The sequence below is a fragment of the Cohnella sp. GCM10020058 genome, from assembly GCF_042683485.1.
Lineage (GTDB): Bacteria > Bacillota > Bacilli > Paenibacillales > Paenibacillaceae > Cohnella.
Map to the genome: position 1 here is coordinate 679,173 of NZ_JBHUJV010000008.1, position 14,708 is coordinate 693,880.

General features: G+C 60.5%; 11 protein-coding genes. All 11 read left to right on the forward strand.

Annotation, left to right across the window (positions count from 1 at the left end; genetic code table 11):
- Positions 1-89: 89 nt before the first annotated feature.
- Entirely contained in the window at positions 90-1,337 is a 1,248-nt protein-coding gene (locus tag ACFSR7_RS15175) for an MFS transporter (RefSeq protein WP_378162881.1), read from the forward strand.
- 893 nt (positions 1,338-2,230) lie between these two features.
- Positions 2,231-3,199 (forward strand): ABC transporter permease, encoded by a 969-nt coding sequence (locus ACFSR7_RS15180; protein WP_378162883.1) that lies wholly within the window; start codon positions 2,231-2,233, stop codon positions 3,197-3,199.
- A gap of 18 nt (positions 3,200-3,217) precedes the next feature.
- Positions 3,218-4,114 (forward strand): carbohydrate ABC transporter permease, encoded by an 897-nt coding sequence (locus ACFSR7_RS15185; protein WP_378162885.1) that lies wholly within the window; start codon positions 3,218-3,220, stop codon positions 4,112-4,114.
- A 132-nt stretch (positions 4,115-4,246) separates the two neighbouring features.
- On the forward strand, positions 4,247-6,037 hold the full coding sequence (locus ACFSR7_RS15190; protein ID WP_378163062.1) for a type 2 periplasmic-binding domain-containing protein: 1,791 nt from the start codon (positions 4,247-4,249) through the stop codon (positions 6,035-6,037).
- Positions 6,038-6,237: 200 nt separating this feature from the next.
- On the forward strand, positions 6,238-7,992 hold the full coding sequence (locus tag ACFSR7_RS15195; protein ID WP_378162887.1) for a sensor histidine kinase: 1,755 nt from the start codon (positions 6,238-6,240) through the stop codon (positions 7,990-7,992).
- On the forward strand, positions 7,970-9,397 hold the full coding sequence (locus tag ACFSR7_RS15200; RefSeq protein ID WP_378162889.1) for a response regulator transcription factor: 1,428 nt from the start codon (positions 7,970-7,972) through the stop codon (positions 9,395-9,397). Before ACFSR7_RS15195 ends, ACFSR7_RS15200 begins: the two co-directional genes overlap by 23 nt.
- Positions 9,394-11,187, forward strand: coding sequence for an extracellular solute-binding protein (locus tag ACFSR7_RS15205; protein WP_378162891.1), 1,794 nt, complete (start codon positions 9,394-9,396; stop codon positions 11,185-11,187). Before ACFSR7_RS15200 ends, ACFSR7_RS15205 begins: the two co-directional genes overlap by 4 nt.
- Positions 11,188-11,299: 112 nt before the next feature.
- On the forward strand, positions 11,300-11,758 hold the full coding sequence (locus tag ACFSR7_RS15210; protein ID WP_378162893.1) for an RrF2 family transcriptional regulator: 459 nt from the start codon (positions 11,300-11,302) through the stop codon (positions 11,756-11,758).
- Between the two features lie 77 nt (positions 11,759-11,835).
- Positions 11,836-12,672, forward strand: coding sequence for an AraC family transcriptional regulator (locus ACFSR7_RS15215; protein ID WP_378162895.1), 837 nt, complete (start codon positions 11,836-11,838; stop codon positions 12,670-12,672).
- Positions 12,673-12,774: 102 nt separating this feature from the next.
- Positions 12,775-13,848 (forward strand): ABC transporter substrate-binding protein, encoded by a 1,074-nt coding sequence (locus ACFSR7_RS15220; protein WP_378162897.1) that lies wholly within the window; start codon positions 12,775-12,777, stop codon positions 13,846-13,848.
- 219 nt (positions 13,849-14,067) lie between these two features.
- On the forward strand, positions 14,068-14,502 hold the full coding sequence (locus ACFSR7_RS15225; protein WP_378162899.1) for an RbsD/FucU family protein: 435 nt from the start codon (positions 14,068-14,070) through the stop codon (positions 14,500-14,502).
- The last annotated feature ends 206 nt before the right edge of the window (positions 14,503-14,708 follow it).

A 14,708-nucleotide genomic window follows, 5' to 3' on the forward strand; every position in this document is an offset into this window, starting at 1 on the left:
CCCGATCGATATTCTTCGCTTGACTTCGCGGCGAACCGCTCCTAAACTTTAATTTTATCAACCGGAAAATCCGAAAGAAGGAATTATTCATGGCATCCACCGCATCGACGCGCGCCGAGCCGGGCAGCGCCCGCGACGCCTCTCTCGCCGTCATGCCCGTGCTGCTCTGCATCAGCTTCGTTCATATGATGAACGACTCCATGCAAGCGGTCGTCCCTGCGATGTTCACCGTTCTCGAAAAGTCGCTCAGCCTGTCATTCGCCCAAGTGGGCTGGATCACGTTCGCGCTCAATATGACGTCTTCGGTCATGCAGCCGATTGTCGGTTCCTACACGGATAAGACCGCAAGGCCTTACCTGCTGCCGCTCGGCATGTGCCTCAGCCTGATCGGAATGGTGGGCATCGCCTTCGCGCCGGCGTTCTGGAGCGTGCTGCTCGCGGTCATGTTCATCGGCCTCGGCTCTTCGATATTCCATCCCGAAGGCTCGCGCGTCGTTTACTTCGCGGCGGGCGGCAAACGGGGGCTGGCCCAATCGATCTATCAGGTCGGCGGCAACGCCGGCAGCTCGCTGGCACCGCTCATGGCTGCGGCGATCTTTATCCCCTTCGGTCAGCACGGCGCGATCTGGGGGACGCTGTTCGCGGCGTTCGCCATCGCAGCCTTGATGTGGCTGACGCCGTGGTACAAGGGACAGCTGATCGCCTGGCGGGAAAAAAGCGAAGCGGCCAGCGCGAAGCGCAAAGCAGGCGCTGCGGCCGTCGCCGAGCTGACGAACCATCCGCGGGCCTTGTTCGCCATGACGTTGCTCGTCTTCATCGTATTCGGCCGTTCCTGGTACCACTCGGGGATCAGCGGATTTTACCAGTTTTACCTGATCGACCACTACGGCTTGTCCAAGTCGTCCGCTCAGATCCCGTTGTTCCTGTTTCTTGCGACCGGCGTGGCAGGCACCTTCTTCGGCGGCGTCATGGCGGACCGGATCGGGCTCAAAAAAATGATCGTGCTCTCGATCGTGGGGGCGCTGCCCTTTTCGCTCGCGCTGCCGTACCTGCCGCTGTGGGCCGTCTATCCGGTCATCGCGATCATGGGCTTCATCCTGTTGTCCGGCTTTTCCGTCGCCGTCGTCTACGCACAGCATCTGCTGCCCACCAAGGTCGGCATGGCCTCCGGCTTGACGACCGGACTCGCCTTCGGCATGGGCGCCATCGGCGCCGTCGTGCTCGGCAAGGCAGCCGACGTCTTCGGCATGTCCGAGGTCATGCGCACGATCGGCGTTCTGCCCGTCGTCGGCTTCCTGGCGATGCTGCTTCCATCCGACCGCAAACGCGCCATATAGTTATTCTATTCGCGGGCACCCTCGTCTTCGCCGATCAGCGGAGAGTGGGTGCCTTCTTGCGTCCGCATCGCCACTGACATCCCCGTTTGCCCCGCAAACCGCCATCTGCCCCGTCATAACGGAAAGAAGTTCCGCTATCGCGCCCGCCCGCCGCCATTTGTCTCGTCATAACGGAAAGAAGTTCCGCTATCGCGCCCGCCAGCCGCCATCTGTCTCGCCTTAGCGGAAAAAAGTTCCGCTATCGCGCCCGCAAACCAACATCAGCCTCGCCATAACGGAAAAAAGTTCCGCTATCGCCCCCGCAAAACCGCCATCTGCCTCGCCATAACGGAAAAAAGTTCCGCTATCGCCCCGCAAGCCGCCATCTACCCAGCCATAGCTTAAAAAAGCTCCGCTATCGCCCCGCAAACCGTCATCTACCCGACTAAACTCCGCAATCCCCATCTAGCCCGCGATAACCCCACCGCCGGAAGCAGACGCAGCCCAAGAATCATACAGAGACGGCACCATGCGCAGTCATCCATCCTGATCAAAGGGGATACCGTTAAAACGGCGGAAAAACAGGTATCGGCATCTCAGCGAAAACGAGGAACTATGAGGCAATCGCCTCAGCGAAGGTAGAAAACCGTTTACAACCGGCGGAATCCCGTTCGATGTCTCGCGACAGCTGTCCCGCACGCAGCAACCGTTTTGTATCCCCTTTCATAACCTCCGCTAGATACAATAAGAGACGCAGAAGAGAGGAGAGGGACGGCGAAGTCGATGGATAGAAAACGATTTCCCTAATCCAACCGACGCAGCGCTGACTTTCAAACGTCTCAAACGTCGCCAGCCTGCCGGCCGCACTCATCCCGCCGAAGGCGCAACCCTGCAACCCCAGAAGGAGGAATCTTATGAGTTCGGCTGTCGGCACTTCGCAGCATCCTCAGACCGTCGCCCAGCCAGCCGCCAAGAAACGCGGCATCGCGGAACGCTACCGATTGTTTTTGTATGCGCTTCCTTTCCTTGTGCTCGTGTTCATATTCAGCTATATGCCGCTGTACGGCTGGATCTACTCGCTTTACAATTACCGCCCCGGCTTCAAGCTGAGCGACACGCCGTTCGTCGGCTTGCAATGGTTCCGCTCGATCTTCGCCAACCCGACGCAGACGCAAGAGGTGCTGCGGGTCATGAAGAACACCGTCGCCATGAGCACCCTCGGCATCGTGACCTCGGTGCTGCCGGTCGCCTTCGCGATTCTGCTGTCCGAGATCCGGTCGATGCGTTTCAAGAAAACGGTGCAGATCCTGACGACGCTGCCGAACTTCATCAGCTGGGTGCTCGTTTATGCAATCGCCTTCATGATGTTTAACGTAGATAACGGACTCATCAACCGGCTTCTAATCGAGCTCGGACTTCAGGACCGCGGCTTCAACTATCTGGCCAACGACAGCCACACCTGGCTCGCCATGATTTTGTGGGCCACCTGGAAAGGTCTCGGCTGGGGCGCAATCATGTACATCGCGGCGATCACCGGCATCGACCAGGAGCAGTACGATGCGGCCAAGGTCGACGGCGCGGGCCGTTTCCGCCAGATGTGGAACATCACGGTGCCGGGCATCATGCCGACGTATTTCGTGCTGCTGCTGCTCTCGATCGCCAACTTCATCAACAACGGGATGGAGCAATACTTCGTTTTTCAGAACCCGATCAACAAAGACCACATTGAGGTGCTCGACCTCTACGTTTACAACACGGGCATGCTCGGCACCAACTTTTCGTTCGCGACGGCCGTCAGCATGCTGAAGTCGATCATCAGCATCGGGCTGCTGTTCTTCGCCAACCGGCTGTCGAAGTGGGTGCGCGGCGAATCGATCATCTAAGCAAAGGAGGGGCCGAACTTGAAGATCCGCAGCTCGACCGGGGACAAAGTATTCCACACGTTCAACTACTTGTTCTTCGCCATTTTTACGCTGCTGTGCCTGTTCCCGTTCTATTATCTGTTCATCAATACGATCAGCAGCAACGATTTAAGCTCGAGAGGCATGGTCATGTGGTACCCGAAGGAAATTCACTTCAATAACTACCTTCAGGTGCTGAAACTCAAAGGCCTGTCGCAAGCGGCGATCGTATCCGTCGGACGCACGGTCATCGGGACGCTTGCTACGGTCGCGGGATCCGCGTTCCTCGGCTACATTTTCACCAAGCGCAGGATGTGGGGCCGCACGTTCTGGTACCGGTTCATCATGATCACGATGTACTTCAACGCGGGCATCATCCCGTGGTACGTCATCATGCTGAAGCTGCACATGACCAACAACTTCATGGCTTACATCTTGCCGATGATCGTCTCGCCGTTCTACGTAATCCTGGTCAAAACGTTCGTCGAATCGCTGCCCGACGTGCTGCAGGAATCGGCCGAGATCGACGGCGCAGGGACGATGACGCTGTTCTTCCGCATCGTTATGCCGCTCATCATGCCGATCGCCGCCACCATCGCCATTTTCGCCGCCGTCACGCAGTGGAACTCCTTTATCGACACCGTGTTCCTCATGACCGACCAGAAATACTACACGCTTCAATTCGTGCTCTACAAGTACCTGAACGAATCCAACTCGCTTGCGGCCATCATCCGCAGCAGCGGGGGATCGGCGAACGTCGACCTGTCCAAAATGCAGACGGCCACCTCGATCCGCACGACCGTCTCGATGATCGTCGTCATCCCGATTTTGTTCGTGTACCCGTTCTTCCAGCGGTTTTTCGTCAAAGGCATCATGATCGGCGCAGTTAAAGGCTGAGGGTCGCACGCGGGCCGACTTAAGGAGGTGAATCCGGAGCCCGCGACGTGACCGGAATGGCAGACCGCTCCATGTTCTAGACCGCGTTTACCAATAGCTATCTATCTAAGGGAGGACTACCCCGTGGTTCAGATGAAAAAGAAAAAAGCGCTAACCGCATCCGTCGCCGTTCTGCTCGCAACGAGCCTCGCAGCTTGCTCCGGCGGCAACAATAACAACAACGCTTCGCCATCCGCAGCACCTTCCGGTTCGGCATCGTCCGGCGCTTCTGCAAGCGCTTCCGCCTCGAGCGCGCCGCAGCGCGACGCATACAAGATCGACGTGTTCTCGATGCTCTCCAACTTCTCGGGCGAGCAGCAGGGCTGGTTCGCCAAGGTCGTCAAGGACAAGTTCAACCTCGACCTCAACATCATCTCCTCGAATCTCGAGGGCGGCGGCGACGTCAAGTTCTCCGCGATGATGTCCGCGGGCAGCCTGGGCGACCTGGTCGTATTCGGCGACGACGGGCAGAAGTATCAGGACGCGATCAAGGCGGGCATGCTGCTCGACTGGACGCAGGACGGCTTGCTCGACAAGTACGGACCGAACCTGTTGAAGTATGCGCCTCAAGCAATCGAGAAGAACAAGGTCAACTTCGGCGGCGGCTCCAAGGTATACGGCATCGGCTTCGACGTCGGCGAAGGAGACGGTCCTTCCGAGGGCAAGGACATGACCTACAACCCGAACCTGCGCTTCGACCTGTACCAGAAAGCCGGCAGCCCGAAGATCACGAAGATGGAGGACTACCTCCCCGTACTCAAGAAAATGCAGGAGCTGGAGCCGAAGAGCGACTCGGGCCGGCCGACGTACGCTTTCTCGATGTGGCAGGACTGGGACGGCAATATGATGATGAACACCAAAGCCTGGGCGGGTCTGAACGGCTTCGACGAGGGAGACGGCTTCAACAACGGCGGCTTCACGTTGATCTCGGCCGACAAGAGCGAAGTGCAAGGCGTGCTCGACGAGGACGGCTACTACATGCGAGGCCTGAAGCTGTACTTTGACGCGAACCAAATGGGACTGGTCGATCCGGACTCCATGACGCAGAAGTTCGACGACGTCGTCAACAAGATGACGGACGGCCAGCTGCTGTTCACCTGGTTCCCGTGGCTCAACACGTACAATACGCCTGAACGTCTGGCCGAAGGCAAGGGCTTCGCGCTCGTGCCGTTCGATGAAGAACACACGTTCTCCTACGGCTACAATCCGTACGGCGGCAACCGCGTCTGGGCGATCGGCGCCAAGGCGAAGCATCCGGAGCGCGTGCTCGAATTCCTCGACTGGATGTACAGCCCGGAAGGCACGATGGTCGCCAACTATGGACCGGAAGGCCTCAACTGGAAGCTTGAGAACGGCAAGCCGGTCCTGACGGACTTCGGCAAGCAGGCGCTTCCGTCCAACGCTACGGCGGTACCTGAAGAGTTCGGCGGCGGTACGTGGAAGGACGGCCAGAACATGATCAACAACACGACGCTCAAGATGACGAGCATCAACCCGGAGACGGGCGACCCTTACGACTACACGCTGTGGACCTCGACGCTCGCACAAGCGCCGAACAAGCTGGAGGAAAACTGGAGAGCGGCGATGGGCGGCGCGACGAGCGCCAAGGATTATCTGTTGAAAAACGACAAGATCGCGATTAACAAGCAGATTTTCACCGGCACCGCGCCGGAGGTCATCTCCGACGATCTGTCCCAGAAGCAAGGCCAGGTCGCGCAGGTCATCAAGCAATATTCCTGGAAGATGGTGTTCGCGAAGAATCAGGCCGAGTTTGACAAGCTGAAAAAGGAAATGATTACGAAGGCCAAGGGCCTCGGCTACGACGACGTCTTTAACTGGAACAAATCGCAAAACGAGAAAGTATTCGAATATCGCAACAAGTAAGCGTCGCGCTACATCGGACTAAAGCTTATCGCCGCCCTCGTCGGGGGACGGCGGTAAGCTTTTCCGGCATTGCGGCGAGGAAACGGCTTACCGCTGTCGGGAGGCCGCGCAATTTGTTAAACTAGAAAGCGTATACAGGGCGGCGAGCCCGACGCAGCGAGAGGGGATGCACGCAACTGTTCCTGTCACGATATCTGAAGATGCCTCATCCCTTCAAGTCCGGCACGCTGAGGCGCACGCTCGTCATCTATTTGCTGATCGCCTGCCTGTTTCCGCCGATCCTGTTCTCGGCTTACACATATTCGTCGCTTCACTCCATCCTGACGGGCAAGATCCGCAGCGGCATCGACGCGAGCCTCAAGCAGGAGGCGACGGGGATGGAGAACGTGCTGAACGACCTGGACTTCGTCTCCAAGCAGTTCGCTTTGGACGGGCGGCTGGCCGAGCTGGTCAACCGTTATCTGAAGGCGAGCCAGACCTACGACAAGGCGGAGATCAAGCAGGATATCGAGGACAGCCTGAATCTGGTCAATTTCACGAGTCCGAACGTGGGGCTCACCGTTTACTACATGCCGAAGGCCGCGGAGCCGGTGCTGTTCAACAACCTGCCGGTGGCAGACGGTTTCTCGATCGAGAACCTGCCGCCGTTCGTGCAGTACAAGGGCGCCGTTTTCCACGGACCTCACCGCACGCAATACAAGAACAGCGACAACACCGTCATCTCGTCCTTGCGCGTCGTGCGCACGGAGCAGCAGACGCCGGTTTACATTTATTTGGAGTCGAATTACAATCTGTTTCGCAAAATTTTGAACAGCGCGCTTTACGGCATGAAGGTATCGCATTACGTGTTCGATGAGGAGGGCGACGCGCTGTTCGCGGACGACGGCGAACCGCCGCTCGATCCCAAGCAGCTGCGTTACGAAGAGATCGCCGCCTTCGACGGCGGGCCTTATCGCGGCTACTATTTGTTCGGCTACGAGAGCCCCCAGGGCTGGAAGCTGATGACGGCCGTCAGCAAAAACGAATTCAACCGGGAGATCAACGACTGGTTCCGGCGGCTGGCGCTGTTGTTCGCCTTCGCATTCGGATTCGCGATCGTGCTCGCGATGCTCGTCTGGCGCAAGGTATACGGGTCCATCCGGAAGGTGAACCGCGAGATCGTCCGCATGACCCGGGACCGGGAAGCGCCGGTCCAATATATGAAGGTGGAGGAGTTCGACCAGCTCCTCGGCAGCTTCCAGGATATGAAGACGACGGTCAACGGACTGATACTGGAGATCGGCCACAACGAACGGGCCAAGTATCAGCTGGAGACGGAGAAGCTGCTGAGCCAGATCAACCCGCATTTTCTTCACAACACGCTGAATACGGTGCAGTGGGTTGCCAGAGCGGGCGGCCAGGAGGAGATCGACCGGATCGTGACGCTGCTCGTCCAGGTGCTTCAATACAACATGGGTAAAAGCAGCCTGATCGTCACCGTCGGGCAGGAGCTCGAGGCGCTGCGCCATTATATCGAGCTGCAAAGCTACCGCTACGAGGACGAGCTGACCTTCAGCATCGACGTGGAGCCCGGCACGGAGTCGATCGCGATGCCGCGCTTTCTGCTGCAGCCGCTCGTGGAAAACGCGATCTACCACGGGCAGAGCGAGGAAGGCGGGGAAATCCGTATCGTCGTCGAGCGGCAGCCGGACGCGCCCGGCATGCTGACGCTCCGGGTGACGGACAACGGTCCGGGCATGAACGACGAGACGCTTGCCGCGCTGCTCGAGGACGTGGGCGCCTCCCGCAGAGGGATGGGCATCGGCCTCAAGTACGTCAAGCGGCTGCTCGAGAGCTACTACGGCAGCGGCGATCTTCTGCGCATCCGCAGCGCGCCGGGCGAGGGAACGACGCTGTCCGTGCACATACCGATTCGAAGCGAGGTGGAGCTCTATGATCAAAGCGCTGGTCGTTGACGACGAAAAACGCGTGCGGCGAGGATTTATCGCACTGCCGGACTGGTCCGCCTACGGCATCTCCATCGTCGGCGAGGCGAAGGACGGGGCGTCCGCGCTCACGCTGCTCGGCGAGCTCGAGGTCGACATGATGTTCGTCGATATCGGGATGCCAGGCATGTCGGGCTTCGAGCTGATCGATCAGGCCCGGAGCCGCTATCCGAAAACAAAAGCCGTCATTCTGACCTGCTACCACGAGTTCGATTACGTGCAGGAGGCGCTTCGGCTTGGCGCGATCGACTACATCGTCAAGACGCTGCTCAACAAGAGCAACGTAGACGAGACGCTGCAGCGCATCGTCAAGCGCTTCGAATGGGAGCGGCGCCACACGACGGCGCCGGCGCAGCGCCCGTTCGAAGCGGCGATGGTGCTGGCGCCCAAAGGACGCGCGGCGAGGGACGAGACGCCGCCGGCAAGTCTGGCTTCCGAGTGCAAGGCGCGCAGGCTCGAAGGCGGTCTCTGGATCTGGACCGCAGCGGCAGATCAGGCGGAGGCTTGGCTGCGCGAGCTGCCGGCGCATGTCGCGGACAAATGGCAAGCCGCGCTTGTGACCTCCGGCGACGACGAACGCGTCTCGGCGCGAGAGGCGGAACGCGCGATTGCGGAGCGGCTGCCGGTTCGGCTGTTCTATCGCGGGAGCGGCGACGCAGGCGAGCGCGGGATCGCGCTGAGCGAGCTCAAGGCCGCTGCGGGGCCGGCGCCTGCGGAGCTGGACGCGGCGTTCGAGGAGTGGTCCGAGTGTCGCTGGCTGCTGTACGGCGAGGACTGGCGCAAGTTCGCCGCGCAGGTCGAGAAGTGGCAGGTCGACCCGGTACGCCTGCAGGAGTGGCTTCGCTCGCTTGCGGCAGAAGGGGCGTCGTATTTGGGATGGCGCGGGGGAGCGGGAGAAGAGGACGGGCTGGCGGACGTTCTTGGAGATCCCGAAGCGCTGTACGACTGGAAGCAGTGGAAAAGCTGGCTGTCCGCCGCGGCGCTTCTCACCCAGCAGCGGCTCGCCGAACTGTCGCTGTCGCGGGAGGTGTTCGGCAGCCTCATCCGCGCCGTACTTTATATGAAGGGCAACGCCGGACATGACCTGAACCAGGACGAGGTGGCGCGCCGCATCGGCATGAGCCGCAGCTACTTCAGCCAGTGCTTCAAGAAGTTCGCGTCCGGCGAAGCGTTCGGCGACGCGCTCCGCAAGCTTCGGCTGACGGCGGCGAAGGCGCTGCTGGTCGGGACGGACCTGCCCATCCGCGACATCGCGGGCCGGGTGGGCTTCGAGGACGACAAGTACTTCAGCCGCCTGTTTCGCGACCGGACGGGATTGCTCCCGTCCGAATACCGGAGCGCGAGCCAGGAGCTGCACGAGGGAGGCCGTCCGTGAACGCCGTCTCGAATCAGCTCCGCGATGCGCACGACAACGGCGAAAAGCAACAGAAAAAGCAACGGGAAAAACAACAGGTAAAGCAACGGGAAAAGCAAAACCGCATTCGCGCTACCCCTGCGACCGGCGCATCGGCGGCCGCATCGAAAATCGCCTGCGCGCTGGCGGTCTGCGCGCTCGCGTTAACCGCCTGCTTCGGCGGCGGCGAAGGCAAGTCGAAGGAAGACGCAAGCGCCAGTGTGGATCCGGCCGACCGTCAGGCTTTTGCCAAGTACGAGACGCCGATCGCGATGCGTATCCCACATCAATTTTCAGATATCGTCCTGCCCGAAGGCGATACGAGCGAGAACAACTTCGTAAGCCGGTATCTCGGCGAGCAGACCGGCATCTCGATCAAGTACGCGTGGGAGACGCCGAGCGGCGCGCAGTACGCGGCCACGATGAACTACGCCATCCGCAGCGGAGACTTGCCGGACGCCTTCGTCGTCGACCGGCAGCAGTTCCGCGAGCTGACGCAGGCAGGCGAGCTGGCCGATCTGACGCAGACGTACGGCGAGTATGCGTCTACGCTCGTCAAGTCGATCTACGATGCGACCGGCGGCAAGGCGCTTCAGGAGGCGTCGATCGACGGACGCCTGTACGGGCTGCCGAACGTCGCGATCGAAGCGGACGCGCCGTCGTACCTGTGGGTACGGCAGGACTGGCTGGACAAGCTGGGCCTCGCGGCGCCCAAGACGCTGGACGATATCGCCAGGATCGCGAAGGCGTTCCGGCAGCTCGATCCGGATGGCAACGGCAAAGCCGATACGGTGGGCATTCCTGTCGACCGCGGCATGGTCTACGGGGAGAAGACCGGCAACAACGGACTGAACGGCGTATTCGCGGCCTTCGGCGCCTATCCGCGCAAGTGGATCGCGGGCTCGGACGGCCGGCCCGTGTACGGATCGGTCCAGCGCGAGGCCAAGGACGCGCTCAAGCTGCTCGCGCAGTGGTACAAGGATGGCGTGCTGGACTCGCAATTCATGCTGCGGCAGGATTCGCAAGACTTGGTGACGGAGAACAAGGCGGGCATTTTCTTCGGACCGTGGTGGGCCCCTTATTATCCGTTGTCCAAGTCGATCTCCCAGGACACGAAGGCGGATTGGCGGGTTTATGCCGTGCCGCTGGATGAGACGGGACGCTTTAACGTGAGCGACTCGCCGGTCACCGACCGTTATCTGGTCGTCCGCAAGGGCTACGAGCATCCCGAAGCCGCGCTCAAGCTGCTGAACGTGTTCACGCGGATCGAGCGCAATCAGGATCCGGGAGCCAAAGGGCTGCTGGCGGTGACCGAGCAGCTTGATACGCAGCTTCGCAATTATTATCCGTTCGACCTGCTGCTGGACTATCCCGACGCGGTCGCCCAGCGTCACGACCGGTTAGCGGAAGCGCTGGACGGCAAGCTCGATCCAGGGCAGCTGGATCAGGAGACGAAACGGCTGTACGACGACGCCCAGACCGAGCGGGAGTACCCGCGCAAAAACCTGGACGCCTGGGCGGGCTCAACGGCTTATCAGCTGTGGGGCAGCGTCGGGCGGGCCGAGTCGGTCAAGATCGATAGCTTCTTCGCGGACCCGCCGCCGTCGCTCGCGACGATGTGGACGAACTTGCAGAGCCTCGAGACAGAGACGTACGCGAAGATCATCACGGGAGAGCTGCCGCTGTCGGCGTTCGACGACTATGCGCAGCGTTGGCATGCGGAGGGCGGCGACAAGATGGCAGAGGCGGTGCGGGAGGCGAACCGGGAATAGAACCCCGCGGTTCCTTCTCCGGCCAGTACCCAATGCTTGCGTAGAGACATCGCATGCCCGGATGCGCTATACTGTGTTAATAATGAGCGATTACGCCGATGGAGGTGTGTTTATGGCAATCGATAAATGCGGAGGCGTGGCGACGCCGAGATGGTTCGGTTACGCGCTGCAGTCCCTCGTTTACTTGGCCCATCACGCCGACCGGGACGATCGCTGTCCGAGCGGCGAGATCGCGGGGAACTGCGCGACGGAGGCGACGCTTATGCGGCGAATCCTCTCCCGTCTGGCCAGGGCGCAGATCGTCGGGGCGCGCGAGGGCAGGGAGGGCGGATACTTCCTCCTCAAGTCGCCGGAGGCCATCACGCTCGGCGAGGTGTACCGGGCGCTCGAGATTGCGGAGCCGCTGCACAGCGGGATGCTGGACAGCGCGGACGACTGCACCGCGCTCGGCTCAGGCATGAAGGAGGCGTTCGGCGACGTCATACGCGAGACCGAGCGCAAGATGATGGAGGTGCTCGACGGCCGCACGATCGCGGACATGATCGGGCAAGTTTTCGGGCAGAAGGTTTAGATGGCTTAGAATGGTCGATTTTCGCGGGCGGCGGTGCCGCCCTTTATATTTTGCGGAAAGGTCGAGGCAGCGCGAACATGTTCTATACTTGCGAACAATTGGCCGAAGCTTTCGAAGGTGCGAACCTGTCCGTACACGGCGTCTACCGCACGACCCTCGCGGCCGATTCGGCTTACACGGGGCACGTAGAGCGGCCCACGTCCAAATGCGCGGTCATTATCGGTCTGAGCGGTCAGGCCGATTTTATTTTTGACGGCGAAGAACGGCATACGATCGAGCCGGGCGTCGCGCTGATCGGCGGGCTGAACAAACGGCTCGAGATCCGGACCGGCGGCGAGGCGTTCGAATATGGGCTCGTTCACTACCTGCCGGAGCCGCCGATCGGCGAGTCCGCGCAGGTGCTGAGCGCCGTAACGGCACTTCGCGTAGGGGCGGATCCGGAGCATCGCCTGCTGCTGGAGCAGCTGCTGCGGGCTGCCGCGCTTCCCGACGATATGGCCCGTCTCGAGAAAAAAGCGTTGTTTTACCAGCTCGTGAATCGGCTGCTCTTCGCCGCGCGCGCAGTCAAGCACGGTCCGGCTTCGGAAATGGTGGGCGAGACGCTCGAGCTGATCCACGCGCACTATGCGGAACCGATCACCCTCCGCCGGCTGGCGGAGCGCCACGGGCTTGGGCCCAAGTATTTCTCGGCGCAGTTCCGCAGGTATATGGGGATGGGACCGATCGATTATCTGATCCGGTACCGGATGAACCGCGCCCAGGAGCTTTTGGCGACGGGAACTTATACCGTGCTTGCGGTAGCGAAAAGCGTCGGCTATCCGGACGCGTACTACTTCAGCCGGCTGTACAAAAAGCACAAAGGACAATCGCCCGGCGAGGTCGGACTAAAGCATAGACGAAATCGTCCATCCTGATCGCGAACTTTTCTCCATTTGCAGCAGGCGGGCAAGGTGTTAAAGTCTAGATGATAATGAGAATCGTTATCTACTAGATGAACAGAGGGGATATTTAAAATGATGAATCGCTTCAAATTTTGGCCGGCGCTTGCCTGCTTGATGATGCTGCTCCTGCTGCTGTCCGCTTGCGGCAACGGAAATAACGCAGCCTCCGGCAGCCCGAGTGCGGGCACGACAGCGACCGCCAGCGCTTCGGCAGGCGGAGCGAAGGGCAGCGCCGGCGCGAGTCAGGCTGCATCGGCCAGCGCTTCGGAGCCCGCTGCTGCATTTCCGCGCACGGTGACGAGCGTCGGCGGCGACGTGACGATCGCGGAGCAGCCCAAGAAGGTGGCGGTGCTCCACTGGGGCTACACCGATTCGCTGCTGCTGTTCAACCTCGACGCCGCCGCGTTCGCGCTTCCTTTTACAGAAAAACAATCGCTGCTCGGAACGGACGCCTACAAGGCTTACGCGGACAAAATCGCCGACATCCGGATCGTTGGCGAAAATACCGAGGTAAATCTTGAAAAGCTGGCGGCATACGGCCCGGATCTGATCATCGCGGGCAACAAAACGAACGAGAAGGTGCTGCCGCAGCTGTCCCAAGTCGCGACGACCGTCGTCATCGACGAAACGCAGACCGACGTGTGGTCGAGCTGGCCGGCGCTCGTCACCGAGATCGGCAAAATTCTCGGGCAGGAGCAGGTTGCCGCCGACTTCATCGCAGGCTATCAGTCCGAGCTCGCGGCAGCCAAGGAGAAGCTCGCGGGACTGCAAGGCACGGTCGCGTTTTTGCAAGTACGGGACAAGACGGTCTACCTGCAAGGCAGCGATTATTTGAAGGACTACTATGACGGACTTGGTCTGAAGGCGCTTGAAGGCGATATAGGAAAAAAAGGCGCAGAGCTTAGCCTGGAGGGCCTTAGCGCGCTCGATCCCGATTATCTGATTCTCGGCTACTTCAACTATCACGATTCCACGATGGCCGCGTTCACCGATACGTGGAAGGACAGCGCGATCTGGAAAAACCTGAAGGCCGTCAAAAACGGACATGTCTACGGCGTGGACGGTCAGCTGGTACTCGGCTACGGGCCGATCGACCGAAGGACCGGCGTGCAGACGGTTTCGGACGCGCTGACGGGCGCAGGCCAATAGTGCGCTGACATGCCCGGACCGATGATGCGTTGACGGGCCTGATCCGTTGATGCGATGACGTGCTAAGCCAATAAAGACAAGGCGGATCGCTTCGGTTATACTGGCAGAAGACGGCAGAATCGGGAGCTCCGGCCTGCGCGCCGGGGCCTATGTCCGGATCGGGCGGCCCGCATGTTCTGACCGTGCGCATGCGCAGAAGCCGGCGGGAGGGCGATTGGATTGTTAAAGGGGATTCCGGCGATATTGTCGCCAGAGCTGCTTAAGATTTTGATGGAAATGGGGCACGGCGACGAGATCGTGCTGGGCGACGGGAACTTCCCCGCGGCCAGCCACGCGCAGCGTCTCGTGCGCTCCGACGGCCACGGCGTACCGGAGCTGCTCGACGCGGTGCTGAAGCTGATGCCGCTCGATCAGTACACGGCACGGCCGGCCGCCCTCATGCAGATCGTGCCCGGCGATACGGCCGAGACGCCGATCTGGGGCCGGTACGGCGAGATCATCCGCGAGCGGGCCGGTCTGACGGAGCCGTTCGAGGAAGTCGAGCGGTTCGCGTTCTACGAGCGGGCGAAGCAAGCTTACGCGATCGTGGCGACGGGCGAGAGCGCGCTGTACGCCAACATTATTCTCAAAAAAGGCGTTATCGCGGCCGAGTAGCCGTCGAACCGAAACCCGAAAAAGCCGGATATGTTCTCTTTGCGCAGTTGGCGCCTGGAGGACGTATCCGGCTTTTTTGGCGGAGCAGGGTAACTGATTAACTGCGATAGACGTGCGCGTTCGGAAGGCGGCACTGCTCGGAGCGATGCCGATCCATTAACTGCATTTACACATTTATTTTTAACCGAAGCAAGGTCGCTTGGTGA